The following is a 24,221-nucleotide window of genomic DNA, read 5'->3' on the forward strand; positions in this document are numbered from 1 at the left end:
ATTGAAGCTGCAAATTATCCAACTCATTTTGTGGCCGAGGAAGGCAGGAATTGCCCCTCAGGTAGTCCCGTTCGAGCGAGACAAAGCGAACGTTATCACTGGAGCATCGAAGACCGGAAAGTCATCGATTATTCCAATCATTGACTACTGTCTCGGGTCAGAGCGCTGCGCAATCCCGGTTGGTGTCATCCGTAAAGCAGTGGCTTGGTTCGGCATCGTAGTTGATACCGACGAGGGGCTAATGCTGCTTGCGCGGCCCGAACCAGGAAGGCAGCCAACCTCGACCGATATGTACGTCAAGGGTGTGCAGGAGGGTAAGACTCCCCTAGATGTGCCCATCGCCAATACCAACGTCGACCGCGTTAAGCTGACGATGGACCGGCTGGCACGGCTGACGCGCCTTGGTACGGATGCCCAAAACACGACGAGTGGTTACGCAGGCCGGCCCAGTTTCCGGGACCTGATGGCATTCTGTTTCCAGCCGCAGAACCTGGTCGCCAACCCGGACGTTCTCTTCTACCGAGCAGACACAACCGACCACCGAGAGAAACTGCGGGCGATATTTCCCTACGTTCTAGGCGTCACGACGCCAGAAATTTTGGAGAAGCAGTGGGAGTATGAAAACCTTCGCAAAGCAGCGCGCGTCCTCGAGAAGGAACTTGCCGCTTACGAGCGCGCCTCCGCGACCTGGCGAGCCAACCTTGGAAACTGGGTGGCCGAGGCTTATGAGCTCGGTTTCCTGCCGGCGGATTCGCTGAAAGATGCTGAAGAACCCGTCATATTGGAAGTTCTTTCAGGATTGACCACTGCCAACTTGCCCGAGCCAACCCCAGATGCTGACGTCATCGCTAAGGCTGTTGATGAGTACGGGCTATTGACGACGCAAGAGGCAAAACTGAATGAGGAAATAGCTGAAGTGCGGCATCGCATGAGCCGACTTTCAGACCTTCGGTCCTCGGTCAATCAGTTCGAACTATCGCTTGATACGAGACAGGAACGTCTTGGACTTTCGAGGTGGCTCCGCGCTCATACTGAAGAGACAGTGGACGTAGCATGTCCCGTGTGCAGCCAGTCTCTTGATGGTCAGGCCGAGAAAGTTGAGACACTTGTCAACGCGCTGGTTGTCGTCGAGTCCGAAGCGCGACGTGTTGCGCGTGCGCCGTCGGTGTATGACCGCGACTGGGTCGCGTTGGAAAAAAAAACTGCGTGAGCTCATCGACGAGCTCGGCGCAGTAGCCGCGACCAAGAAAGGAGTTGAAGCGCGGAATCAGCGGGCGAGGCAGCAAAAGTTACTGGTCACGCAGGCGGCCCGTTTCATCGGTGCGCTCGAGCAAGCTCTCGAAGTTTATAAAGGCAGAGAGCGCGGCGGGTCACAAGATGAACTCGACAAGATGTTGGTTCGCATCGAAAAGTTGAAAGGTGAGTTGTCGGGCAACTCCTACCAGCTAAGGCTTGAGGGGGTTCAAAAACGACTGACACGATGGATGGGACGGATTGCCGAGAACTTGGATGCCGAAGACGAAAATGCCGCGGTGCAGCTCGACATGAAAGAGCTGACCGTCAAGGTGAGCAACGAAAATGGCGGCTCCGACTACCTTTGGCAGCTCGGAAGTGGTGCAAATTGGCTCACTTACCACGTTGCGGCACTTCTGGCGCTCCATCTTCTGTTCTCGCGAGAGAAGCACTCGCCCGTTCCGGGACTGCTCGTTTTTGACCAACCGAGTCAGGTGTATTTCCCACGGCGGCTAACAGACGGCAGTATTGAGGAGAAGTACAACATACGGGACGAGGATTCGGAGGCAGTGAAGCGATTCTTCAAAACCTTCGGCGCGGCGGCCTCGACATATAAAGGCCACCTCCAGATTATCGTGCTCGACCATGCTGGACATCAGTTCTGGCATGGAGAGAGTGGGATTCACTTTGTCCAAGAGTGGCGGAACGGGAACAAGCTGGTTCCGACGTTCTGGTTGGAAGACGAACAGGGAGTCGCGCAAGATGGCGTGTAAAACTCGCGACGTCGCCGGATACCTGGGTTGAGTTATCGAATGGAAATCATCGTTGAGACGTATGTGCCCTCTGGCGAACCTTCGTCGGCAGGCTTGCGGGTGAGGCCGCTTCTTGGGCAGGGGGTAGACCCAAACCTCAAAGTAGAGTGCAGTCGTTCCATGCGGCGGCAGTATCCGGCCGGCTCGCTGCTCCGGCTTTCGGTGAAGCTGACTGACCGCGAAGGCACACAATTTCTGTACGCTCACCATGCAGCGCCGTTCGAGCATGTGAGCCGCGAAGAAGCGAAACGATTCATTTCGACCATGTTCCGCGCCTGACAGGTCGAAGCACCCGCATAGGAACACGAAGACGATGCAGCAGGCTGCTTATAAAGTCACGTGCTCTGGCGCCACGCCATTGAGCAGCAAATGGAGCAGCGTCCGTAGAGGCTAACCCTCTGCGATTGTTCTCGGAGCTGCGAGTCGGAAGCTCAGAATATTTGCCGACTACACAGTGCGAAGCAGAAGTATCCACCGGCCCGTCCAGCAAGCGTTTGAAGCAATTTCGGCCCTCTTGATGGAACGCTTTTACTAGCGGTGGCGCAACGCTTTCATTGGATGCGAACACCGCGGCGACCTTATGCGTCTTTCCGGGCGCGCTGCGGGAATCCGCACTACGGGTTGTGTCGCATGAACGCCTAGGTAGCAGCAGTATCTCTGCGACGATTCGCCCCAGAAGTAACGTTCAATATCGAAAATCGTATGCCTAGGCTTTCGATGAAAATCCGGTTAGTGCGAGCCATCTCAACTTTCAGTTCAATGACACTCTGTCACCAGAAATTGGATTTTTTGGGGGGGTAAATTGGAGTCGTCAAAACGCGTTAATTATCAGGAACGCGAAGAAGCCTTCCGGCCTTCTCCACAAAGGCGCAGCGAGGGGCGGAGCCCCCTCGCCGAAAGCTTCCAACCCTCGCTTCCGAAAGCTTTCTGTTTTGGCGGGACACTTGGCCCGCAGCAACCAACCGCAAGAGTTCGTTCACGGGGCTATGGTCAGTCGGGAAGCTCAACCGCAGGCGGTCGTCGGAATAGGCAATAGGTCGCAAACTGCCCTGCACAAAGCAATCGCCATGCGGCGGCCTCGGGCGTTAACGCGCGATTCCTATCGAAGAGGGATGATGGGAGGACTTCAGAGGGTGCGGCTTATTTGGCGGATAGCTACAAGCCGGAGACTGCAAGACATACTGTAGTGGATGCGGGAGGGAGGGACCAGGGCCGAAGCCCCGGTCCGCCCGCTTGAAAAATTCATTCGCGGACACTTTTTCTGGGATTTATCCTTCGAAAGCAGGCGATTTGGTGTTTTCGGATTAGAAGCGTTTACGTTGCTGAATCAAGCGTTTGGAGTCGTGTAACGACATCTTCAGCGGAAAATTCGGCATTGTGTAACGATTTCTAATCCAGATTGCCACAACCGTCAACGACCCAGCCCCTCAATCACTCCACCGTCACCGACTTCGCCAGGTTCCGCGGCTTGTCCACATCCGTGCCCCGCGCGCATGCCGTGTGATACGCCAGCAACTGCAGCGGCACCACATGCAAGATCGGTGACAACAAACCATAGTGCTCCGGCATCCGGATCACATGCAGGCCTTCGTCATTGACGATCTTCGTATCCGCATCCGCGAACACATACAGCTCGCCGCCGCGCGCACGCACTTCCTGAATATTCGACTTCAGCTTTTCCAGCAGCGCGTCGTTCGGCGCCACCGTCACCACTGGCATCGCTTCCGTCACGAGCGCGAGGGGCCCATGCTTCAACTCACCGGCCGGATAAGCCTCGGCGTGAATATACGAAATCTCCTTGAGCTTCAGCGCGCCTTCGAGTGCGATCGGATAATGCAGGCCACGCCCGAGGAACAGCGCATGTTCCTTGCGCGAAAACTCTTCCGACCACGCGATGATCTGCGGCTCCAGCGCCAGCACGCTATTCAACGCCGCAGGCAAGTGGCGCAGCTGCTTCAGGTATTCCGCTTCCTGCTCTTCATTCACACGACCGCGCATCTTGCCCAGCGTCGCCGCCAGCACGAATAGCGCAACGAGTTGCGTGGTGAACGCCTTGGTCGACGCCACGCCGATTTCGCGGCCCGCGTGCGTCAGGAACGAGAATTCCGTCTGGCGCACCATCGCGCTTGTACCGACGTTGCAGACCGCCAGCGTATGCTTGTGACCGAGTCCCTGCGCATGCTTGAGCGCGGCGAGCGTGTCCGCCGTTTCGCCCGATTGGGAAATCACCACCACCAGCTGCTTCGGGTTCGCCACCGACTCACGGTAGCGATACTCGCTGGCAATTTCCACCTGAGTCGGAATCTTCGCGATCGATTCGAGCCAGTACTTCGCCGTCAGCCCCGAGTAGTAGCTCGTGCCGCACGCCAGAATCAACAGGCTGTCGATCTCCGCGAACACTTTGCCCGCGCCCTCGCCGAACAGCGATGCATCGAACGAATCGGCTTGCGGAATCGTGTCCGTGATCGCGCGCGGCTGCTCGAAAATTTCCTTCTGCATGAAATGGCGATACGGACCGAGTTCGACCGCGCCGCCATATGCCGCTACCTCACGCACTTCGCGCGGCGTTTCATTGCCGTCGCGATCGGCGATTCGCACGCCCTCGAGCGACAGTTCGCACACGTCGCCTTCTTCGAGGAAGATGAACCGTTCGGTGCTGCCCGCAAGCGCCAACGCGTCCGAGGCGAGGAAGTTCTCGCCCTGGCCGAGCCCGACCACCAGCGGCGAACCCTGCCGCGCGCCCACCACGGTATGCGGCTGGTCCTTATGCAACACAGCGATCGCATAAGCGCCGTGCAATTGCCCGACGGTTTCACGCACCGCCGCGAACAGATCGCCGCGATACAGGCTGTGAATCAGGTGCGCGATAACCTCAGTGTCGGTCTGCGAAACAAACGTATAGCCCTTGCCACGCAGCATTTCACGCAGCGATTCGTAGTTCTCGATGATGCCGTTGTGTACCAACGCCAGAGTATCTTTCGAGAAGATCGGGTGTGCGTTGTCCGTGACCGGTGCGCCGTGCGTCGCCCAGCGCGTGTGGGCGATGCCCGTGATGCCTTCGAGGTGGCTCTCGCGCACCTGCTCGTCGAGATCGGCCACGCGCGCCACGCTGCGCGCGCGACGCGGACCGTCTTCGCCGAGCACGGCTACGCCGCACGAATCGTAGCCGCGATATTCGAGGCGACGCAGTCCTTCGATCAGGACGGGAACGATGTTACGTTGCGCTACCGCGCCGACAATGCCACACATGGCTCATTCCTTTTCAGTGCTCTAGGTGCTGGATTTCAATGAGCGCGCCTGTTACGCGCATCACGCCTATCAGCTCTTCTTTTTGGTCGGACGCACGTAGCCCGTTTTGCTCGTTTGCGTCTTATCGTTCAGCGCCAGCGCGTCGGCTTCAACGTCTTTCCAGACCGTGGTGCCCGCCGCGATCGTCGCGCCGCGCTTCACGCGAACCGGTGCAACCAGTTGCGTATCGGAACCGACGAACACGTCGTCTTCGATGATCGTGCGGGATTTGTTCGCGCCGTCGTAATTGCAGGTGATGGTGCCCGCGCCGATGTTCACGCGCGCGCCGATATCCGCGTCGCCGATATACGTGAGGTGGTTCGCTTTCGAACCGCGGCCGAGCACCGCGTTCTTCACCTCGACAAAGTTGCCGACATGCGACTCGTCGTGCAGCGACGCGCCAGGGCGCAAGCGCGCATACGGTCCGAGCACGGCATTCGCGCCGACTTCGGCGCCTTCGATATGCGTGAATGCGTCGACGCGCGTGCCCGCGCCGATGCTCGCATCGCGGATCACGCAGTTCGGTCCGATGGTGACGTTGTCAGCCAGCGTCACGCGGCCTTCGAACACGCAGTTCACGTCGATCGAGACATCGCGGCCGCATTCGAGCGTGCCGCGCACATCAAGCCGCGCCGGATCGGCGAGCGTTACGCCCGCGACCAGCAGCGCGTCCGCCACGTTGTGCTGATGAATGCGCTCGAGCTCGGCAAGCTGCTGCTTGCTATTTACGCCAAGCGTTTCCCACTCGTCTTCCGGCTGCGTGGTTACGACTTCGAGTCCGGCTTCGATTGCCATCTCGACCGCGTCGGTCAGATAGAACTCGCCTTGCGCATTGTCGTTCTTCAGCGCGGCAAGCCAGCCGCCCAAACGCTGCGTCGGCGCGACGATGATGCCGGTGTTGATCTCGGCAATCTCGAGCTGCTCGGGCGTGGCGTCTTTCTGCTCGACGATGCGTGCCACCTTGCCTTGTGCATCACGCACGATGCGGCCGTAGCCGCTCGGGTCCGCGAGCGTGACGGTGAGCACGCCGTAACCGCCCTGCCCCGCACGCTCGGTCAGCGCCTGCAGTGTGCCGGCGCGCGTGAGCGGCACGTCGCCGTAAAGCACCAGCGTGGGCGCGGACGGATCGAGCAGCGGCAACGCCTGCTGCACCGCGTGCCCCGTGCCGAGTTGCTGTTCCTGCACGGCGAACTGCACGTCAGGAGCGGCAACCGCTTTGCGCACGGCTTCGGCGCCATGGCCGATCACCACGACGAGATGCGTGGGCTTGAGCGTGCGAGCCGTGTCGATGACGTGAGCGAGGAGCGGCCGGCCAGCCAGGGGATGCAGCACCTTGGGAAGCGCGGACCGCATGCGCTTGCCGGTGCCTGCCGCCAAAATCACAATGTTCATGGCACGGCAAATAGACGAGTTTGGAGGCGACGATTCTAACACGCACCCTCTAGCGAAAAGGGCCGCTGTGGCGGCCTCGATGCGTACTGCAATGTGCGGAAACGCCCATACCACGGGCGTTTTTTGTCAAAGATCGTCGAACTGGACGATGGAAATCGACTTTGTTGCGCCGGGCATTGCGCTTTCTCCGGCATCGGTCGAACACGGCTCTTCGTCGAAGGCGATATCGCCTTGCGGATCGGCCTCGCCGGTCGCTCGCAGGCCCGCGAACGGGAACAGCTTGTGGTCCATCAAATGCGAGGGCACGACGTTGGACAAGGCATTGAACATATTTTCGATGCGTCCCGGGAAGCGCTTCTCCCAATCGCGCACGAGCGCCTTCATTTCCGCGCGCTTCAGATTCGGCTGACTGCCGCACAGGTTGCACGGAATGATCGGGAATTCACGCAGCTCGGCGTACTTCTCCAGATCGGTTTCCTTCACGTAGGCGAGCGGGCGAATCACGATATTCTTGCCGTCGTCCGATTGCAGCTTGGGCGGCATGCCCTTCAGCTTGCCGCCGTAAAACATGTTCAGCAGCAGCGTTTGCAGAATGTCGTCGCGATGGTGGCCGAGCGCGATCTTGGTCGCGCCGAGTTCGCCGGCCACGCGGTAAAGAATGCCGCGCCGCAGCCGCGAGCACAGCGAGCAGGTAGTCTTACCCTCCGGCACCAGCCGCTTGACGATGCTGTACGTGTCCTGATTCTCGATATGAAACGGAATGTCGAGCTGCTTCAGGTACTCGGGCAGCACGTGCTCGGGAAAGCCTGGCTGCTTCTGGTCGAGGTTCACCGCGACGATATCGAAGTTGATCGGCGCGCGCTCGCGCAGCCGCATCAGAATTTCGAGCATCGCGTAGCTGTCCTTGCCGCCCGACAGACACACCATGACCTTGTCGCCGTTCTCGATCATGTTGAAGTCGACGATTGCCTCGCCGACCTGGCGCGCGAGCCGCTTGAAGAGCTTGTTGTTCTCGTACGCTTCCTTCTGCTCACGGCGCGTGAGCGGCGTCTTGGCGCGCGCGGCTGCTTGCCCGGCCTCGCTTGCATCGGCAGTCGAGGCGGTGGCCACGGTCGCGGCGCCGTTCAGGATTTCCGGAGCATTCATGGCTCAATCCTCTTTGATACGGAAGACTTCGACGCCCACCGCGTCGCAATCAGGATAAACGTCCGGCTTTTCCGTCGACACGCGCGCGGCGCGCACTTGCGGATGCTCGAGCATGGTCTTGACGAGGTCGTCGCAAAGCGTTTCCTGCAAGTGGATGTGACCTTGCTCGACCCGGCGCGAAATGGTGGAGCGCATGAAGTCGTAGTCGACGACTTCGTTCAGTTTGTCCTGAACCGGCGTGGACAGTGCGAGCGGCACGAACAGTTCGACGTTGATCACGACGCGCTGTTCGCCGCGCTTTTCGAAGTCGTGCACGCCGATGTTGATATGCACTTCGTAATTGCGCAGAAAAAGCCGGCGGCAATCGGCGAGCCGGGGATGCGAAAGAGCGGCAAACATGTTCGTTCCAGTCGAAAAAGGCGTGCGGAGCACGCAAAGGGACGCTTCACAACGCAGCGGCGGCCGCTAATACGGCCGGCCAGCCGCGCGCGCTTCAGGCGCCCGTCAAAAACATAACGTCGCGCGGCAGGGGCAAGAGATGCTGCCCGCCGTCGACCACCAGCGTCGTTCCGGTGACGCCCGCTGCATCCGCGAGATACAGCGCGGCGGCGACAATATCCTCGGCCCGCGACGCGCGGCCCAAAGGCGTAGTACGGTGAGCGGCGGCGAAACCGTCCGGCGTTTGATCGCCGGATTGCATTGTCAGACCGGGCGCCAGCCCAACCACGCGCACTTTCGGCGCCAACGCCTGCGCCAGTGCGACCGTGGCCGCCTGCAACGCCGCCTTGGTCAGCGTGTACGACAGATAGTCCGGGTTCATGTTGTACAGCTTCTGATCCAGCACGTTGATGACGACGCCGCGCAGGCTTTCGTCGGTGCGCGCGGCTTCCGGCGTCGCCTCGAACAGCCTGCGCGCCAGCACCAGCGGCGCGGCGACGTTCATCGCGGTCAGCTTCAGCAGCAGGTCGTAACCGACGGTCTGCGCCGTGTCTTCCTCGAAGCGCGACGCATTGTTGACGATACACGACGGCCGGCCCAAGGCGTCGATACAAGCCGGCAAAAGGCGCTCGACCTGTGCCTCATCGCCCAATTCGGCCTGCAAGGCGACAGCCCGGCGGCCCAAGGCGGTGATTTCAGCGACCAGTTCGCCCGCTTCCTCGCGCGAAGCGCCGTAATGGACGGCCACGTCCCAGCCACGCGCGGCAAAGCCGAGCGCGAGCGCGCGCCCGATACGGCGGGCGGCGCCGGTAATCAGCACGACGCGCGGCGTGTCGGGCGCGCGGGGGGCGGCGGTGTCCAGAGAGGCGGTCATTTACAATGCGAGGATGAATCCGAAAGCTCACCAACCTGATAGTTTACCTGCTCCCGGCCCGAGCGCGCTTGCGCAGTCCGAAGCGCTGGTCGCGCAGATCTGTACGGAGCTCGACGCCGCCGGCGGCTGGTTGCCGTTCGACCGCTACATGGAACGTGCGCTGTACGCGCCGGGAGTCGGCTATTACAGCGGCGGCGCCCGCAAATTCGGGCTGCGCGGCGACGACGGCAGCGACTTCGTTACCGCCCCGGAACTGTCGCCGCTGTTCGCCGCGACGCTGGCGCGCCCGGTGGCCGAGGCCTTGCAAGCGAGCGGCACGCGCGACGTGATGGAATTCGGCGCCGGCACGGGCAAGCTCGCCACCAGCGTGCTGAACGCGCTCGACGCGTTGGGTGCTGAATTCGATAGCTACTCGATCGTGGATCTGTCCGGCGAGCTTCGCGAACGCCAACGGGAAACGATTGAAGCCGCCGCGCCCACGCTCGCTGCCAAAGTGCGCTGGCTGGATGCTTTGCCTGAGCGGTTCGAGGGCGTGGTGATCGGCAACGAGGTGTTGGACGCGATGCCGGTGCGGTTGTTTGCATTCAACGGCGGGGCGTGGCTCGAGCGCGGCGTGGTATGGCGCAACGAGGCGTTCGCATTCGACGACCGGCCTGTGTCCGCCGCGGCGGACCTCGCGCTGCTGTCGGAAATCGAAACCGCCGGCGAAGACTACGTGACCGAGACGCACGACGCGGCGAGCGCATTCACACGCACCATCTGCACGATGCTTGCACGCGGTGCGGCCTTCTTCATCGACTATGGTTTTCCGCGTCACGAGTATTACCATGCGCAGCGCGCGCAGGGCACGTTGATGTGTCACTACCGGCATCGGGCGCATGGCGATCCGTTCCTCTATCCGGGTTTGCAGGACATCACGGCGCATGTGGAATTTACCGGCATTGCCGAAGCGGGCGTCGAGACGGGCGCGGATTTGCTGGGCTTTACGTCGCAAGCGCGGTTTCTGCTGAATGCCGGCATTACCAACGTGTTATCTGAAATCGATCCTGCGGATACGGCGAGATATTTGCCTGCGGCGAATGCGGTGCAGAAGTTGTTGTCGGAGGCGGAGATGGGCGAACTGTTCAAGGTGATCGCGTTTTCGCGCGGACTGGATGACACGCTGCAAGCGTTTTCCAGCGGCGACCGGTCGCATACGTTGTGAATTTTTGCTTCAGGAGCTGGCCATGATTCGCTGGCTGTTGACTACGTTTATTGCGGTGGCGGTGTTGTCGTCCTGCTGGCCGTGGCTTAGGAAGATTGGCATTGGGCGTTTGCCCGGTGATGTGACTTTGCGGATTTTTGGGCGGGAGTATCCGTTTCCGTTTATGTCGACGTTGGTGCTTTCTATGGTGTTGTCGATTGTTGCCAGGGTTTTGTAGGGTGGGTTTTTTGCCTTTGGCGGTGAGAGTGCTTTCTTTTTTCTGATTGCCTTGGGGTGTTGGCCTTTTCTTGAATTTTTAGTGGTCTATTAGCGTTGCCCCTGTGCGGGGCGGCACTTACTTCTCTTTGCCGGCCGCAAAGAGAAGTAAGCAAGAGAAAGCGGCTCACACCGCTAATTCTTAAGCGGGTCCCCCGCGCAGCCGCGGTAGTGGCACATCTGGAATCTGTGCTCTCGCACATTCGGCGTGAGTGACACAGCAGTCATTCTTCCGGCGGCGCTGCGCGCGCCGAAGCGGCGTTCATAACGCCTCCCGTACGTTCAAATCGTCAGTGCCCACGACACTTTTGCTGCCGCTGTTTGATGCGCAGCGCTCATCAAAACCTTAGGTTTCCCAGGCATACCTGTCCGCGACGCACGCAGTGCGGAGCGGGAGCTGATGAGCCCTTGGTCACTGGCGCGGAGTGTGCGAAAACACTGATTCCAGATGCACCACTACCGCCACTGTGCGGAGGACCCGCTTAAGAATTAGCGGTGTGAGCCGCTTTCTCTTGCTTACTTCTCTTTGCGGCCGGCAAAGAGAAGTAAGTGCCGCCCCGCACAGGGGCAACGCTAATAGACCACTAAAAATTCAAGAAAAGGCCAACACCCCAAGCACAACGAAACCCAACCACCGTGCCGCCCCACCCCTCACACAATAGCCAACTCCACAGCCCGAACCCGCTCCTGATGCACAGCATCCTTAATCCCAGCAGGCGCATCAGCAAGCCGCTTAGCCACAGCACCGGCATCGACGCCACGCGCAGCGACAAGAGCGACTCTCAACCTCTCAGCCTGCGGATACTCCCGCATCTCAAACCCCAACCGCCCGCGAGCATCCGCCTCACACGCCTGCAAGGCCTCAGCAAACCGCGCAGGTTTCCGAATCGCGTCACTACGCTCAAGCAACCTCACCAGCGCGGCAGCGCCCATCTCCATCACGCGGTGAATATTGCCATGCTCCCGCGCGACCAGCACCGCAAGATCGCGGCAATCGTTCGGCACCCGCAACCGCTCGCATAACGGCTTCAACAGATCCACACTGCGCGCCTCGTGGCCGATATGCCGCGGCAACACGTCTTCCGGTGTGGTCGCTTTGCCGAGATCATGCGCCAGCGCGGCAAATCGAACCGGCAGCGCGTAGCCCTGCTGCGCGGCATGATCGACCACCATCATCACGTGCACACCCGTATCCACCTCAGGGTGATAATCGGCACGCTGCGGCACGCCAAACAGCGCGTCAATCTCGGGCAGAATCCGCGCCAACGCGCCGGACTCGCGCAGCACCTCGAACATCCGCGACGGTTTCTTCTCCATCAAGCCGCGCGACACTTCCTGCCACACGCGCTCGGCCACCAGCGCATCCACTTCGCCGTCAGCCACCATCTTGCGCATGAGCGTCAACGTCTCCGGCGCGACCGTGAAATCCACAAAACGCGCCGCAAACCGCGCGATCCGCAAAATCCGCACGGGGTCTTCGAGAAACGCGTCGCTGACGTGACGAAACAGGCGCGCCTGCAAGTCGCCCTGGCCGTTGAACGGATCGATCACCGGGCCGGTCAACTCGCCGTCCGGACGCACCTCGCGCGCCATGGCGTTGATGGTCAGGTCGCGGCGCGCCAGGTCTTCCTCGAGCGTCACGTCCGGCGCATAAAAGAACTGGAAGCCGTGATAGCCTGCCGCCGTCTTGCGCTCCGTGCGGGCGAGCGCGTACTCCTCGTGCGTCTGCGGATGCAGGAACACCGGAAAATCCTTGCCGACCGGCCGATAGCCTTGCGCCACCATCTGCTCCGGCGTCGCGCCGACCACCACGTAATCACGGTCCTGCACCGGAACGCCCAGCAACTCGTCGCGAATCGCACCGCCTACAGCGTAGATGTTCATGGGCATACGTCTAGGTAGGCAACCGCGTGCGTTTCGTTCAGCGCGTCGTCGATCCACGCTTTCACCGCCGGCAGTTCGGTTACGCGCCGCATATAAGCTTTGGAGACTTCCGACAACGCGGGTTGCCACGTGTTGAAGCGCATCACGACCGGCGCGTACATTGCGTCGGCAATGCTGAACTCGCCGAATAAAAACGGGCCGCCGTAAGTGTCGAGACAGTCGCGCCAGATCGCCTCGATCCGCGCGATATTTGCCAACGCGCCCGGCGTTGCATTCTTGCCCGGAAACGACGCGCGAATGTTCATCCACATATCCGAGCGCAATTCCCCGAAGCCCGAATGCATTTCCGCGCTCACGCTACGTGCGCGGCTGCGCGCCGCCGCGTCGCGCGGCCACAGCGCATGTTGGGGAAAGCGCTCGGCCAGCGTTTCGGCGATCGCCAGGGAATCCCATGTGGCGGAACCGTCGTCGTTGACCATGCAAGGGATCTTGCCCGGCCCCGACGGCGCAAGCGCGAGCACTTTCGCGTTGGTGTCCGGCTGATTCAGATGAATCAACACTTCCTCGAACGGAATGCCGAAATGTTTGAATAGCAGCCACGGCCGCATCGACCATGACGAATAGTTCTTATCACCAATAAGCAGCTTCATGCTTTGTACAAGGAATGAGAGGAAATTTAACGCCCCGCGCTGGCGCGGAATGTGTCGAAACGTGAACGCGTCGACGCGCCGGTCAGATAGATCGGCGCGATCGTTTCGATGCTGGCCGGCTCGATCCCGAGTTCGGGCGCAAGCGGTCCGCTCAACACGTTGTCGACTTTCATCGAATCGAGATTGTCGCGCGAGATCACCGGTTCGCCGGGCGCCATTTCGAAGGTCAGCGCCTGCAGCCGCGCGAACGCTTCCGGCAGGCGGATGATGCGTGCATGCTTGCCGATTACATCGCCGCAATATTTGACGAGATCTTCGAGCGAGTAAACGGTTGGGCCGCCCAGTTCATAGGTGCGTCCACCGGCGGCATCGAGATCGAGCACATTGACGATCGCCTTCGCCACATCGCCAACATAGACTGGCTGAAATTTCGCATCCGGCATGGCAAGCGGAATCACCGGAAACATCCGTTGCAACATGGCGAACTTGTTGAGGAATTGATCTTCCGGGCCGAACACCACGGAGGGCCGGAAAATCGTCCACGCCAGATTCGCGGCGTGCACGGCCTTCTCGCCGTCGCCCTTCGAGCGTGTGTACATGCTCGGCCCGTTCGGGTCGGCGCCAAGCGCACTGATATGAAGCAGCCGGTGCACGCCCTTGCCTTCGCATGCGGCGACGATTTTGGTCGGCAATTCCACATGCATCCGCGCGAATTCCGGACCGTACGGCGTGCCGCGTTTGCCGTGCAGCGTGGCCACCAGATTGATCACGCAATCCGCGCCTTCGACGAAGCGCGCGAGCTGAACCGGATCGAACACGTCCGCTTCGATCACGTCGATGGGCAAGAGGGTGAGATGGCGGGCGTTGTAGCGCCGCCGGGTGGCGATGCGCACGTCTTTGCCCATTTCGACGAGGGCGTTGACGAGATGGCTGCCGATAAAACCGGAGCCTCCAATGATCGCAATGGCTTTATGTCGCATTTTCGACTCCCTGGTGGAAGCCGCGGCAACGGCTGGCGTGGCGCGCCGCCGCCTCTGAATGAAGCGGCGGCGGCACGGCGCTTTACGGCGCGATATAACCCAGACGCGCCTTCAGCGATTGCGGACGGCCTTCGAACAATGCCGCGTAGTAGACCGTGTTGGACAACACATTCTTAACGTAGTCGCGCGTTTCCTGGAACGGAATCGCCTCGGCGAAGATCGCGCCTTCCACCGGATGCTGCAAGGACTGCCGCCAGTTGCGCGGACGGCCGGGGCCGGCGTTATAGCCCGCGGTGGCTAACACGGCCGATCCATCGAATTGATTGTAGATCATCGACAGATAGTTCGTGCCGAGCAGGATGTTGGTGTTGATGTCGTTCATCTGCTCCCGCGAGATCGGACCAAGGCCGATCTTCTTCGCAACCAGTTGCGCGGTACCCGGCATCAACTGCATCAAACCGCTCGCGCCGACTTCCGAGCGCGCGTTCATGATGAAGCGCGATTCCTGGCGAATCAGGCCGTAGGCCCATTCCACATCCAGGCCATTCGACTGCGAATCGCGCTCGACGATATCCTTGAACGGCGACAGATACCGCAGCGAGAAATCATGCTCGCTCTTCGTGCGGTCCGCGGTATTGACGGTGCGGTCATACAGCTCGATACGGCGTGCGTATTCGGCGGCTGCGATCAGTTGCCGGTCGCTCATGGTGCGCAGCGGCCAGTTCCATTCGCGATTGCCTTCGAGCCGGAGATTCAGCGCGTAGAAACGCTGCGCCAGATCGAAACCGGGCGTATTGCCGGCCTGCTGCACTTCGGCGTCGCTCACCGTGGTTTTCGGCGGAACCGTGATCTTCTGGCCCAACTCTTCCGCCGCCAGTTGGCCGTAGAAGTTGTAGCCCTGCGAGATCGACTCGAATTCCTGGTTGGCGGTGGTCGTGTCGCCGGCCTGCTTGAGCGCGCGGGCATGCCAATACACCCAAGACGGCTGATTGCGCAGCGCAGCAGGCATCTGCTCGATCGACCAGCGCACCATCGTCCAGTCGCCCGCGAGCAAGGCGGTGCGGGTGCGCCATTCATAGGCGGGATTCGACAGCGGCGCATTCACCGACAGGCGATACCAGTCCACCGCGCTCGGCATCTGTTTAGCGGCCGCCTGATAGGCAATCGTGCCCCAGCCGATGGCGCGTTCGGGCGAGCTCAGCGACGGCGCCACCGACGCGAACGTGGCCGCGGCCATGGCCGGGTCGTTGCGTGCCATGCGCGTGATGGCCAGCAGCGCCAGTTGATGCGACTGCGTATCCGGACCGACACCACGCGCCAGCAGCAACGGCGGCGTAGTGGTGGCCTGATTGAACAGCACCGGATCGGGCGGCTGGTTGCTGAGCGCGTCGACGAGCTTCGCGCCCGTGTTGGTGTAGTTCTGTTCGTAGGCGAGGCGAATCTGTTGCCACACGTCCGCGGAACTGAACTGCTGGTTGATGGACAGCGAGGTGATCAGATCGACGCAGCCGTCGCCGTACCACTTCGGATCGACCAGTAGCGCGCGCGCCGCGTCGGCCACATTCTCGCCGCGCGAGGCACGCGACTCGAGCGCGTAGCACTTCACCTGCGTGTCGTCGTTCAGCACGAAGCGGGCGTATTGCTGATCGAAGTTGCGCCAGTCGTGCCGCGCGCCGAGCACCGTGAGGTAGTCGTTGCGCATGCGGTCGGCGATCGCCTGGCCGTCGTACTTCTGCAGGAACGCCAGCACGGGCGCATCCGGCGCGTCGATGCGCGCGTGGCCGCTCGAATCGAACAACTGCGGCTTGATCTGGAAGTACTCCAGATACGAAGGCGCCGGGTAGCTCGGGATCATGGCAGCCAGTTGCGCGGCGCGCCCTGCGTCATTACTGCGGGCGGCTTCGCGCAGTTGGACGAAGATCTGGTCGTCGTTCGTGAGTTGCGAAAGGGGAAGGGGCTTGACGGCGGAGGCCGTGCTGCACGCGACGAGTGCCGCAGCGGCAAGCGCCAGACCGGCCGCGCGATATACTCGGTAAAGGCGTTTTGACATCGTTGTTTCTGGAGCGCGAATTGAACCCAAGCATAGCATGCAACCCTGCCGCGGAATCGAAAAAGGCGCTGCGGAAAATGCTATTGGAAGCAAGGCTGCAAGCCGCTTCCGAGCCGGCGCACAATACCGCGCTCGCGCGGCACCTGCTCGATGCATTGAAGCAGTACGGCGTGCACAGCGTGGGATTTTACTGGCCGCTCGCCGGCGAGTTCGACGCGCGCCCCGCTATCTCGGTCTGGCTCGCGGCAAATGCGCAACGCGAGGCGAGTCTGCCAGTCGTCAAGGAACGTAGCGCCCCGCTTGAGTTTCACGCATGGACCCCCACCACGCCGATGAGGATCGGCCACCATAAAATCGGCGAGCCCGCGTCCGGGCGCATTGTGATTCCGCAACTGCTCTTCGTGCCGTGCGTGGGCTTCGATTCGCACGGCTACCGGCTCGGCTACGGCGGCGGCTATTACGATCGCACGCTGGCTGCGTGGCCCGGAGAGACTCGGCCGATCACGGTCGGCATCGCGTATGAAGCATGCCGAACGCAAGCATTTCTACGCGAAGTCCACGACATTCCGCTCGACCTGATCGTTACCGAGGCTGCACTCTATCCGCGCCCGGTGGACTGAGCATCTGGCAAGCGCCGCGCTGCGACAAACAGACAGCCCTGCGTTATAAAGACGCCGCCGCCCGCGCCGCGGTGTCATAAAGACCTGACGCGTTGCGCATCAGTTGCGCCGCTTCGCCGATCTGCTCGTTGGTGAGACCGCTTTCCTTCAGCGTCGAAATCAGACAGCTCTCGCGCACCTCACGATATTTCAGACAGAGCTCGCGGCCCGCATCGGTCGCCGAGAAGAACACTTCCTTGCCGGTCTTTTCGCTTTTTACATACCCTCTAGCTACGAGCTTCTTCAATGCGTAGGTGGCGACGTGCGTGTCCTCGATATTCAGCACGAAGCAGATGTCCGCCAGCTTCTTGCGTCGCTCCCGATGGCTGACGTGGTGCAGCAACGAGACCTCGATCGCGGTCATGTCCTTTTCGCCTGCCGCCGACATGCAGCGCACCATCCATCGGTTGAATGCATTGCCCGCCATGATGAGCGCGTACTCGAGTTCAGACAGTTCCGCGCTGGTCTCGGACACGAGATGTTCCGAGGAGACGATCTTGGTGGGATGGCGCGACATGGTGACGATTCTCGGCAAACAGGTTGGGAAGGTGTCGGGAGTGTACGACGCGCGTCCGCTCCCCGGGAGCCTGGCACAAACGCTTATTGAGAAATTGTTGATATTTTATTGATAATGTACGCTTCAACCGTCGCCTGCCCGATGTCGATAACCGATCAGAGGGCGTGCCGTGCCCGAATCCTCCGACTCGACCTGGGCCCTTGATCCATGAGCCAACCTAGAATCTTTCCGCTCGGCGATGCCGCGCTAGTCTGCGAGGCGCCGCCGCCCGCCACGCTGGAATGCCAGCGACGCGTGTGGGTGGCCGCCGAGGCCGCGCGCGACTGGCCGCATGTGCTGGAGGTGGTGCCGGGCATGAACAACCTCACGCTCGTCTTCGACCCGCTCGAAGCCGACCGCGACGCGCTGGTGAGTCATCTTCAAGCGGCATGGGATGCGGTGAGCGACACGCCCGCGCCGGGGCGCGAAGTCGAGATTCCGGTGCAGTACGGCGGCGAGTTCGGCCCCGATCTGCAAACGGTCGCGAATCACACCGGCTTGAGCGTGCGCGAGGTCGTCGAACGTCATTCGCAGGGCGAGTACGTGGTGTTCTTTCTCGGCTTCCAGCCGGGCTTCGCCTATATGGGCGGCCTCGAAGCCGCGCTGCATACGCCGCGTCGCGCGTCGCCGCGGCTCGAAGTGCCGGCCGGGTCGGTCGGCATCGGTGGCGAGCAGACCGGGATTTATCCGGCCACTTCGCCCGGCGGCTGGCAGTTGATCGGCCGCACCGAGCTGCCGCTGTTCGACCCGGCGCGCCGGCCGCCCACGCTGTTGCAGCCGGGCGACCGGGTGCGCTTCACGATCGCGGGGATACACGCATGATCGATGTGATTCGCGCGGGTCTATTGACCACGATTCAGGATCTCGGCCGTCACGGCTACCGGCATCTCGGCGTCGCGATGGGTGGTGCGCTCGATCGTCTGTCGCTCGAAGTCGGCAACCGGCTGGTCGGCAACCGGCCCGATGCAGCGGGTCTGGAGATCACCTTCGGCCCGACCGTTCTGCGCTTTCTGCGCGCCACGCGGGTCGCTATCACCGGCACCGAATTCGGTGCGACGCTCGACGGCAAGCCGGTCTACTCGTGGTGGAGCCTGCCGGTGCAGGCCGGCCAGGAGCTGGTGCTCAATGCAGCGAAGCGCGGCATGCGCGGCTATGTGTGCGTGGCGGGCGGCGTCGACGTTCTGCCGATGCTCGGCTCGCGCAGCACCGATCTGGCCGGCCATTTCGGCGGACTCGGCGGCCGCGCGCTGCGCGACGGCGACCGCCTGCCGGTCGGCGCGCCGCCGCAACGCGGCCATCTCGGCTTTACCTCCGAGGCGCCGGAATTCGGCGTAAAGGCGCCTGCCTGGTGCAAGTTCGTGCTGGTGCATGAGCCGCTGCGGCGCGGCCGTCATCCGTCGGGCGTGCCGTGGGCGGTGCCGATCCGCGTACTGCGCGGGCCGGAATACGAGAGCTTCACCGATGAAGCCCACGAGTCGTTCTGGTCCGATGAATGGCTCGTCACGCCGAACAGTAACCGTATGGGCTACCGCCTGGCGGGCAGCGAGCTCAAGCCCACCCGCCAAGCCGATCTGCTTTCGCACGCGGTGCTGCCCGGCACGATCCAGGTGCCGCCGAACGGCCAGCCGATCGTGCTGATGAGCGACGCGCAAACCACCGGCGGCTATCCGAAGATCGGCGCGGTGATCCAGGCGGATGTGTGGAAGCTCGCGCAAGTGCGCCTGAACGCCGCAGTCCGCTTTATCCCGACGACGCCCTACGAGGCGCGCCAGGCTTTACTGGACGAACGTACCTATTTGCGGCAGATCGACGCCGCGATCGCAATGCATGAAGAACGCTGCGCACGGCAAGCGGCCGTCGCGGCACTGTAACGACGAGCGTCTCCAAGCCGGCGCTTTGCGCCGGCAGCCGAGGGAACCCAGGAAAACCGGCGGCACCCCGGCATTTTGTTGAAAAGTAGAGGAACACCATGGAAATCGATTTGAACGCCGATCTCGGCGAAGGCTGCGGGTCCGACGAGGCACTGCTCGACCTGGTCAGCTCGGCCAACATCGCGTGCGGCTGGCACGCGGGCGGCGCCAACGCGATGCGCGACTGCGTGCGTTGGGCGGTGGAGAAAGGCGTGTCGATCGGCGCGCATCCGAGCTTCAACGATCCGGAAAATTTCGGCCGCAAGGAAATGGATCTGCCGGCCAATGACATCTACGCGGGCGTGCTGTATCAGCTCGGCGCGCTGTCGGCGATTGCCCAGGCTGAAGGCGGGCGCATCGCGCACGTCAAGCCGCACGGCGCGCTGTATAACCAGGCCGCACGTGACAACAAGATCGCCGACGCGATCGTCTCGGCGGTGCACGATTTCGATCCGTCGGTGGCGGTGTTCGCGCTGGCCAACAGCGGACTCGTGACGGCCGCGCGCAACGCGGGTCTCGTCGCCGTCGAAGAAGTCTTCGCCGATCGCGGCTATCGCGCGGACGGTTCGCTGGTGCCGCGCAAAGAGCCCGGCGCGCTGCTCGACGACGAAGACGAAGTGCTGACGCGCACGCTCGCAATGATTCGCGAGCAGCGCGTGCAGGCCGTAGACGGTCAATGGGTGTCGCTGAACGCGCAGACCATCTGCCTGCACGGCGACGGTCCGCATGCGCTGGCGTTCGCGCGGCGCATTCGCGGCGCGTTGCAGGACGCGGGCATCGAGGTCCACGCGGCCGGTGCGGCGCGCGCCTGAAGCGCCGGCCGAAGCGTCGCCCGAAGCGTCGCCAGAGCGCGAGCCGGACAGCGCGATTCAAACCTCGTGCACCTTGCAACGCCCCGCTTCAAGCGGGGCGTTTGCCAGGTACAGGACACATTGCAGTACCCGCAGTCGATCAGCAGGCGCAGGCGTAGATGCAGGTGTAGTTCGAAGCAAACGCGGCCGTCAAGAGCCGTGGCAACAAGACGGCGTCTGGACCACCAGCCGCCGGCCCACGTTAGCCGTCACAAGCGGCGAGGTTGAAACCCTGTTTGGAGATCCAGATGCAGACAACAGTCAGTCTATGGCCGCTCATTGGCGTGGCCGTCATCATCGTCGGCTTTTTATTACGGTTCAATCCGATGTTGATCGTGGCGGTCGCCGCGGTCATCACGGGCCTGGCCGCGCACTTCCCGCCTGAAAAGATTCTCGCCGAGATCGGCACCGGCTTCATCAAGACCCGCAATATCCCGCTGATCATTCTTCTGCCGCTCGCCGTGATCGGCTTGCTCGAACGGCACGGCCTGCGTGAACGGGCGCAAACTTGGATCGGCAGCATCAAGGCCGCGACCGCGGGGCGTCTTCTGATCGTCTATCTGCTGGTGCGCGAGCTGACCGCCGCGGTCGGCCTGACTGGGCTCGGCGGCCATCCGCAGATGGTGCGTCCGCTAATCGCGCCGATGGCCGAAGGCGCGACCGAAACCCGCTTCGGCAAGATCAGTGACGCGGTGCGTTTCAAACTGCGCGCGTTCTCCGCCGCGACCGACAACGTAGGCCTCTTCTTCGGCGAGGACATCTTCGTCGCGTTCGGCGCGATTGTGCTGATGACCACCTTCCTCAAGGAAGCGGGAATCATCGTCGAACCGATTCACGTGGCCGTGTGGGGCATTCCGACCGCCATTTGCGCGTTTCTCATTCACGGCTTCCGCCTGTATCTGCTCGATCGCAGGCTCGAACGCGAACTGCGCGGCAATGCCACGGCGAGCAACGCCGCCGGTTCGTCGACGCAATCCGCGGCAGGAGACAAAGCATGACATTCACGATCACCTATCTTTTCTGGCTGCTGGGCCTCGTGCTGCTGGTGGTCGGCGGCATGATCGTCACGGATAAGGACCATCCGCGCCGTTTCACCGCTGGCGGTTTCTGGATTCTCTACGCGCTGATCTTCCTGATCGGCGATAAGCTGCCGCCCGCCGTGGTCGGCGTGCTCGTGATCGTCATGGCGCTGATTGCCGGCTTTGGCGGCGTGACCGCGGGCAAGCCCAGGGTGCTGTCGCTCGAAGCGCGCAAGGCGAGCGCCGCGCGTCTGCGTAACAAGCTGTTCGTGCCCGCGCTGACCATTCCGGTCGTCACCGTGATCATCACGCTGTCGGCGAGCCATCTGGTGTTCGGCGGCATGCCGCTGATCGAGAAGGCGAACGTCACGCTGATCGGCTTCGGCATCGGCTGCGTCATCGCGCTGGCGATTGCCTGCGTGATGACGCGCGACACCGTCGGCCAGTCGATGAAGGAAGCGCGCCGCCTGGTCGACGCGCTGTCGTGGGCCGCCGTGCTGCCGCAGATGCTCGGCATGCTCGGTCTCGTGTTCTCGGATGCGGGCGTCGGCAAGGCCGTCGCGCACGTGACCACGGCGTACATCAGCCTCGACTACCGCTTCATTGCGGTGGCCGTGTACTGCATCGGCATGGCGCTCTTCACCATGGTGATGGGCAACGGCTTCGCCGCGTTCCCGGTGATGACGGGCGGCGTGGGCGTGCCGATTCTGGTGGGCGTGTTTCACGGCAACCCGGCCGTGATGGTCGCGATCGGCATGTTCTCCGGCTACTGCGGCACGCTGATGACGCCGATGGCCGCGAACTTCAACATGGTGCCGGCCGCGCTGCTGGAACTGCCGGACAAGAACGCGGTGATCAAGGTGCAGATTCCGACTGCGCTGACCTTGCTGATCGTGAATATCTTGCTGCTGAATTTCCTGATGTTTCTGTAGGACTCTTGCCACTGAAGTCGAGAAATGCCGACGTATCGTCGGACAGCTCTGCGATACGTCGGTGAAATGGAGTCACTGGAACGCCTGGATGCGATCGAATTAGGATGCGTCCGATCGTCGGGAAATGGGGGGCGACCATACGATGCTGGACGCCCTCCCATCCACACGCGGCGGCGCGCGCAGCGCGCACCGCCGTCGCTCTCCCGCAGGTTTCCATGGAACATCGATCCCAGCCTGATCGCGCGCGGACCGAACCGCCGCACACCGCTTACCTCGCCTCATTGATCGACGCCGCGCTCGAAGCGCATCAAGCCGGCCGGCTCGACGCCGCCGAATCCCTCTATCGCGAAGCCCTCACGCTCGATCCCGCCCATACGGGCGCGCTCCACTACTTCGGCGTGCTGCAATTCCAGCGCGGCGATCATGACACTGCTGCCAGCTTGATGAGTCGCGCGCTCAAACTCGACCGTCACGACGCCGCCTGCTGGAGCAACCGGGGACTCGTGGCCGCCGCACTCGATCATCTCGACGAAGCAATGATCTGCTACGACCAGGCGCTGCAAATCCAGCCGGATTTCGCCGATGCGCGCAACAACCTCGGCGTCGCGCTGCAAGCACAAGGTGACTTCAATGAAGCGATCGAACAGTACCGGTTGGCGCTGGCCTCGAACCCCACGCTGCTCGACGCGCGTCTGAACCTCGGCACGGCGCTCAGCAAGCTCGCGCGTTTCGACGAAGCCCTGGTGTGCTATCACGAGGTCTTGTCGCTCGACCCGACGTCGGCGGAAGCGCACTTCAACGTGGGCAATGCGCACAAAGCACGAGGCGATCACGGCGCGGCAATCGCCAGCTTCGAGCGAGCCCTCTCGCTGCGCGCGAATTACGTGGAGGCGCACATCAACCTCGGCAGCCTGATCGGCAAGCTCGGCGACTACGCGGGTGCTGAAGCGCATTACCGGCGCGCGGTCGGACTCAAACCGATTCCGGCTCACCTCGTGTGTCTGGGTGGATCGCTCGGTGCGCAAGGCCGGCTGGACGAAGAGGAAGGTTTCTATCGCCGGGCGCTCGCACTCGACCCGCACTACGCGGACGCGCATCAGAATCTCGCGTGGCTGTTGCTCAAGCGCGGCGACTATCGACAAGGCTGGGCTGAATTCGCGCTGCGTTGGCGCAAGAGCGACTATGACGCGATCGCGGTGCCGGGCGTCGCTGAATGGCGTGGCGAGCCGCTCGAGGGGCGTCGTCTGCTGCTGGTTGGCGAGCAGGGTTTCGGCGACCACTTCCAGTTCCTGCGCTTTGCGAGCGTGTTGGCCCAGCGCGGTGCGACGGTCGACCTGTGCGTGCGCGAGCCGCTGCTGCCTTTGGTCGGACGCATCGCGGGCGTGCATCGCGCATTCAGCGGCAAACCCAACGGTGAATACGATTTCTGGGTACCCATGATGAGCGTGCCGTCGTGTATCGGCATGGATGTCGCCGACATTCCCGCAGAGGTGCCCTACCTTTTCGCCGACAAAGCGAAGATCAAGGCATGGCGCAAACGGCTCGGCGCGACCGACAAGTCGAAGCGCAAAGTGGGACTGGTCTGGGCCGGCAGTCCCACATTCGGCAACGACCGCTACCGGTCGATGCAGCTAACCGACCTGAGCGCGCTCAGCGAATTGGAGGACATTGCCTGGTACGCGCTGCAAAAAGGCCCGGCGCATGGGCAACTGGCCGACGCGCCGCCGGCATTCCGCGCGCACGATTTCACCGCCGACCTGCACAGTTTCGAAGACACGGCCGCCTTGATCATGAACCTCGATCTGGTGATCGCCGTGGACACTGGCGTCGCGCATCTGGCGGGAGCGTTGGGCAAGCCGGTGTGGTTGATGTTGCCCGCCAATTCTGACTGGCGCTGGCTGGAAGCACGCAGCGACTCACCGTGGTATCCGGGGATGAGGTTGTTCCGTCAACCGATGCTGGGGAATTGGGCGCCGCTGGTCGAAGAAGTGACCGGCGCACTGCGCCACGGCGGTTTCTAATGGCCACACCGCGCTGAGGCCCGGGGCCTGCGCGCGGCATCTCTGACGCCGGGCATCAACGAAGTGC

Annotated in this window: 22 protein-coding genes; 12 read left to right on the forward strand and 10 right to left on the reverse strand. The window is 62.2% G+C overall.

Features of this window, described 5'->3' with window-relative positions:
* Nucleotide 1: 1 nt before the first annotated feature.
* The 3 genes from B0G81_RS43785 to B0G81_RS24615 are packed head-to-tail and all read left to right on the forward strand — an operon-like array spanning nt 2 to nt 2,324.
* A complete protein-coding gene (locus B0G81_RS43785) occupies nt 2–1,210 on the forward strand; it encodes a hypothetical protein (RefSeq protein ID WP_166679055.1) in 1,209 nt (402 codons plus the stop codon).
* Nucleotides 1,170–2,006 carry a DUF3732 domain-containing protein gene (locus tag B0G81_RS24610; protein WP_166679056.1) on the forward strand — a complete coding sequence of 279 codons (837 nt, stop codon included), beginning with the start codon at nt 1,170–1,172 and terminating at the stop codon, nt 2,004–2,006. Before B0G81_RS43785 ends, B0G81_RS24610 begins: the two co-directional genes overlap by 41 nt.
* A 39-nt stretch (nt 2,007–2,045) precedes the next feature.
* A complete protein-coding gene (locus tag B0G81_RS24615) occupies nt 2,046–2,324 on the forward strand; it encodes a hypothetical protein (RefSeq protein WP_134138591.1) in 279 nt (92 codons plus the stop codon).
* 1,152 nt (nt 2,325–3,476) lie between these two features.
* On the opposite strand, the gene glmS is transcribed toward B0G81_RS24615, so the two are convergent.
* The 5 genes from glmS to B0G81_RS24640 all read right to left on the reverse strand — a co-directional run bounded on the left by glmS (nt 3,477) and on the right by B0G81_RS24640 (nt 9,183).
* Entirely contained in the window at nt 3,477–5,294 is a 1,818-nt protein-coding gene (glmS, locus tag B0G81_RS24620) for a glutamine--fructose-6-phosphate transaminase (isomerizing) (protein WP_134138592.1), read from the reverse strand.
* Between the two features lie 69 nt (nt 5,295–5,363).
* Nucleotides 5,364–6,725, reverse strand: a complete 1,362-nt coding sequence (gene glmU / locus B0G81_RS24625; protein ID WP_134138593.1) for a bifunctional UDP-N-acetylglucosamine diphosphorylase/glucosamine-1-phosphate N-acetyltransferase GlmU — start codon at nt 6,723–6,725, stop codon at nt 5,364–5,366.
* Between the two features lie 126 nt (nt 6,726–6,851).
* Nucleotides 6,852–7,871 carry a tRNA 2-thiocytidine(32) synthetase TtcA gene (gene ttcA, locus B0G81_RS24630; protein WP_134138594.1) on the reverse strand — a complete coding sequence of 340 codons (1,020 nt, stop codon included), beginning with the start codon at nt 7,869–7,871 and terminating at the stop codon, nt 6,852–6,854.
* A 3-nt stretch (nt 7,872–7,874) separates the two neighbouring features.
* Complete coding sequence (locus B0G81_RS24635) at nt 7,875–8,270, reverse strand: dihydroneopterin aldolase (RefSeq protein WP_012434647.1); 396 nt, start codon at nt 8,268–8,270, stop codon at nt 7,875–7,877.
* Nucleotides 8,271–8,364: 94 nt separating this feature from the next.
* Complete coding sequence (locus B0G81_RS24640; RefSeq protein ID WP_134138595.1) at nt 8,365–9,183, reverse strand: SDR family oxidoreductase; 819 nt, start codon at nt 9,181–9,183, stop codon at nt 8,365–8,367.
* A gap of 13 nt (nt 9,184–9,196) precedes the next feature.
* Here B0G81_RS24640 and B0G81_RS24645 point away from each other — a divergent pair, with 13 nt between their 5' ends.
* Together B0G81_RS24645 and B0G81_RS24650 are read left to right on the forward strand one after the other, a co-directional pair.
* Entirely contained in the window at nt 9,197–10,387 is a 1,191-nt protein-coding gene (locus B0G81_RS24645) for an SAM-dependent methyltransferase (RefSeq protein WP_134138596.1), read from the forward strand.
* A 22-nt stretch (nt 10,388–10,409) separates the two neighbouring features.
* Nucleotides 10,410–10,604, forward strand: a complete 195-nt coding sequence (locus B0G81_RS24650) for a DUF2905 domain-containing protein (RefSeq protein ID WP_012434650.1) — start codon at nt 10,410–10,412, stop codon at nt 10,602–10,604.
* A gap of 689 nt (nt 10,605–11,293) precedes the next feature.
* On the opposite strand, the gene B0G81_RS24655 is transcribed toward B0G81_RS24650, so the two are convergent.
* From B0G81_RS24655 to B0G81_RS24670, 4 genes are all read right to left on the reverse strand, one after another.
* Entirely contained in the window at nt 11,294–12,526 is a 1,233-nt protein-coding gene (locus B0G81_RS24655; RefSeq protein WP_134138597.1) for a multifunctional CCA addition/repair protein, read from the reverse strand.
* Nucleotides 12,523–13,176: a glutathione S-transferase family protein gene (locus tag B0G81_RS24660; protein ID WP_134138598.1), complete on the reverse strand. Its 654-nt coding sequence runs from the start codon at nt 13,174–13,176 to the stop codon at nt 12,523–12,525. Before B0G81_RS24660 ends, B0G81_RS24655 begins: the two co-directional genes overlap by 4 nt.
* A 26-nt stretch (nt 13,177–13,202) precedes the next feature.
* Nucleotides 13,203–14,156: a complex I NDUFA9 subunit family protein gene (locus B0G81_RS24665; RefSeq protein ID WP_106284851.1), complete on the reverse strand. Its 954-nt coding sequence runs from the start codon at nt 14,154–14,156 to the stop codon at nt 13,203–13,205.
* An 82-nt stretch (nt 14,157–14,238) separates the two neighbouring features.
* The gene (locus B0G81_RS24670; RefSeq protein WP_134138599.1) at nt 14,239–16,206 is read right to left on the reverse strand and encodes a lytic transglycosylase domain-containing protein; all 1,968 of its coding nucleotides are present in this window, start codon (nt 16,204–16,206) and stop codon (nt 14,239–14,241) included.
* Nucleotides 16,207–16,283: 77 nt separating this feature from the next.
* Here B0G81_RS24670 and B0G81_RS24675 point away from each other — a divergent pair, with 77 nt between their 5' ends.
* Nucleotides 16,284–16,826: a 5-formyltetrahydrofolate cyclo-ligase gene (locus tag B0G81_RS24675; protein ID WP_243856577.1), complete on the forward strand. Its 543-nt coding sequence runs from the start codon at nt 16,284–16,286 to the stop codon at nt 16,824–16,826.
* Nucleotides 16,827–16,869: 43 nt separating this feature from the next.
* On the opposite strand, the gene B0G81_RS24680 is transcribed toward B0G81_RS24675, so the two are convergent.
* The gene (locus B0G81_RS24680) at nt 16,870–17,382 is read right to left on the reverse strand and encodes a winged helix DNA-binding protein (RefSeq protein ID WP_106284849.1); all 513 of its coding nucleotides are present in this window, start codon (nt 17,380–17,382) and stop codon (nt 16,870–16,872) included.
* Between the two features lie 207 nt (nt 17,383–17,589).
* Between B0G81_RS24680 and pxpB the strand changes: the two genes are divergently transcribed.
* The 6 genes from pxpB to B0G81_RS24710 all read left to right on the forward strand — a co-directional run bounded on the left by pxpB (nt 17,590) and on the right by B0G81_RS24710 (nt 24,154).
* The gene (gene pxpB, locus B0G81_RS24685) at nt 17,590–18,243 is read left to right on the forward strand and encodes a 5-oxoprolinase subunit PxpB (RefSeq protein ID WP_134138600.1); all 654 of its coding nucleotides are present in this window, start codon (nt 17,590–17,592) and stop codon (nt 18,241–18,243) included.
* On the forward strand, nt 18,240–19,292 hold the full coding sequence (locus B0G81_RS24690; protein ID WP_134138601.1) for a biotin-dependent carboxyltransferase family protein: 1,053 nt from the start codon (nt 18,240–18,242) through the stop codon (nt 19,290–19,292). The genes pxpB and B0G81_RS24690 overlap by 4 nt, the downstream gene beginning before the upstream one ends.
* 98 nt (nt 19,293–19,390) lie before the next feature.
* Nucleotides 19,391–20,143, forward strand: a complete 753-nt coding sequence (gene pxpA, locus B0G81_RS24695) for a 5-oxoprolinase subunit PxpA (RefSeq protein WP_106284846.1) — start codon at nt 19,391–19,393, stop codon at nt 20,141–20,143.
* A 287-nt stretch (nt 20,144–20,430) separates the two neighbouring features.
* Nucleotides 20,431–21,180, forward strand: a complete 750-nt coding sequence (locus B0G81_RS24700) for a DUF969 domain-containing protein (protein ID WP_106284845.1) — start codon at nt 20,431–20,433, stop codon at nt 21,178–21,180.
* Entirely contained in the window at nt 21,177–22,133 is a 957-nt protein-coding gene (locus tag B0G81_RS24705; protein ID WP_134138602.1) for a DUF979 domain-containing protein, read from the forward strand. Before B0G81_RS24700 ends, B0G81_RS24705 begins: the two co-directional genes overlap by 4 nt.
* A gap of 215 nt (nt 22,134–22,348) precedes the next feature.
* Entirely contained in the window at nt 22,349–24,154 is a 1,806-nt protein-coding gene (locus B0G81_RS24710) for a tetratricopeptide repeat protein (protein ID WP_134138603.1), read from the forward strand.
* Nucleotides 24,155–24,221 lie beyond the last annotated feature (67 nt).

It is taken from the genome of Paraburkholderia sp. BL6665CI2N2 (assembly GCF_004366535.1).
Taxonomy (GTDB): domain Bacteria; phylum Pseudomonadota; class Gammaproteobacteria; order Burkholderiales; family Burkholderiaceae; genus Paraburkholderia.

Excerpts from the sequence above, each read along its gene's own strand:
- B0G81_RS24610 (WP_166679056.1), top strand. The coding sequence starts at position 1,170 with ATGACCGCGACTGGGTCGCGTTGGAAAAAAAAACTGCGTGAGCTCATC.
- B0G81_RS24615 (WP_134138591.1), top strand. The coding sequence starts at position 2,046 with ATGGAAATCATCGTTGAGACGTATGTGCCCTCTGGCGAACCTTCGTCG.
- glmS (WP_134138592.1), bottom strand. The coding sequence starts at position 5,294 with ATGTGTGGCATTGTCGGCGCGGTAGCGCAACGTAACATCGTTCCCGTC.
- glmU (WP_134138593.1), bottom strand. The coding sequence starts at position 6,725 with ATGAACATTGTGATTTTGGCGGCAGGCACCGGCAAGCGCATGCGGTCC.
- ttcA (WP_134138594.1), bottom strand. The coding sequence starts at position 7,871 with ATGAATGCTCCGGAAATCCTGAACGGCGCCGCGACCGTGGCCACCGCC.
- B0G81_RS24635 (WP_012434647.1), bottom strand. The coding sequence starts at position 8,270 with ATGTTTGCCGCTCTTTCGCATCCCCGGCTCGCCGATTGCCGCCGGCTT.
- B0G81_RS24640 (WP_134138595.1), bottom strand. The coding sequence starts at position 9,183 with ATGACCGCCTCTCTGGACACCGCCGCCCCCCGCGCGCCCGACACGCCG.
- B0G81_RS24645 (WP_134138596.1), top strand. The coding sequence starts at position 9,197 with ATGAATCCGAAAGCTCACCAACCTGATAGTTTACCTGCTCCCGGCCCG.
- B0G81_RS24650 (WP_012434650.1), top strand. The coding sequence starts at position 10,410 with ATGATTCGCTGGCTGTTGACTACGTTTATTGCGGTGGCGGTGTTGTCG.
- B0G81_RS24655 (WP_134138597.1), bottom strand. The coding sequence starts at position 12,526 with ATGAACATCTACGCTGTAGGCGGTGCGATTCGCGACGAGTTGCTGGGC.
- B0G81_RS24660 (WP_134138598.1), bottom strand. The coding sequence starts at position 13,176 with ATGAAGCTGCTTATTGGTGATAAGAACTATTCGTCATGGTCGATGCGG.
- B0G81_RS24665 (WP_106284851.1), bottom strand. The coding sequence starts at position 14,156 with ATGCGACATAAAGCCATTGCGATCATTGGAGGCTCCGGTTTTATCGGC.
- B0G81_RS24670 (WP_134138599.1), bottom strand. The coding sequence starts at position 16,206 with ATGTCAAAACGCCTTTACCGAGTATATCGCGCGGCCGGTCTGGCGCTT.
- B0G81_RS24675 (WP_243856577.1), top strand. The coding sequence starts at position 16,284 with ATGCTATTGGAAGCAAGGCTGCAAGCCGCTTCCGAGCCGGCGCACAAT.
- B0G81_RS24680 (WP_106284849.1), bottom strand. The coding sequence starts at position 17,382 with ATGTCGCGCCATCCCACCAAGATCGTCTCCTCGGAACATCTCGTGTCC.
- pxpB (WP_134138600.1), top strand. The coding sequence starts at position 17,590 with ATGAGCCAACCTAGAATCTTTCCGCTCGGCGATGCCGCGCTAGTCTGC.
- B0G81_RS24690 (WP_134138601.1), top strand. The coding sequence starts at position 18,240 with ATGATCGATGTGATTCGCGCGGGTCTATTGACCACGATTCAGGATCTC.
- pxpA (WP_106284846.1), top strand. The coding sequence starts at position 19,391 with ATGGAAATCGATTTGAACGCCGATCTCGGCGAAGGCTGCGGGTCCGAC.
- B0G81_RS24700 (WP_106284845.1), top strand. The coding sequence starts at position 20,431 with ATGCAGACAACAGTCAGTCTATGGCCGCTCATTGGCGTGGCCGTCATC.
- B0G81_RS24705 (WP_134138602.1), top strand. The coding sequence starts at position 21,177 with ATGACATTCACGATCACCTATCTTTTCTGGCTGCTGGGCCTCGTGCTG.
- B0G81_RS24710 (WP_134138603.1), top strand. The coding sequence starts at position 22,349 with ATGGAACATCGATCCCAGCCTGATCGCGCGCGGACCGAACCGCCGCAC.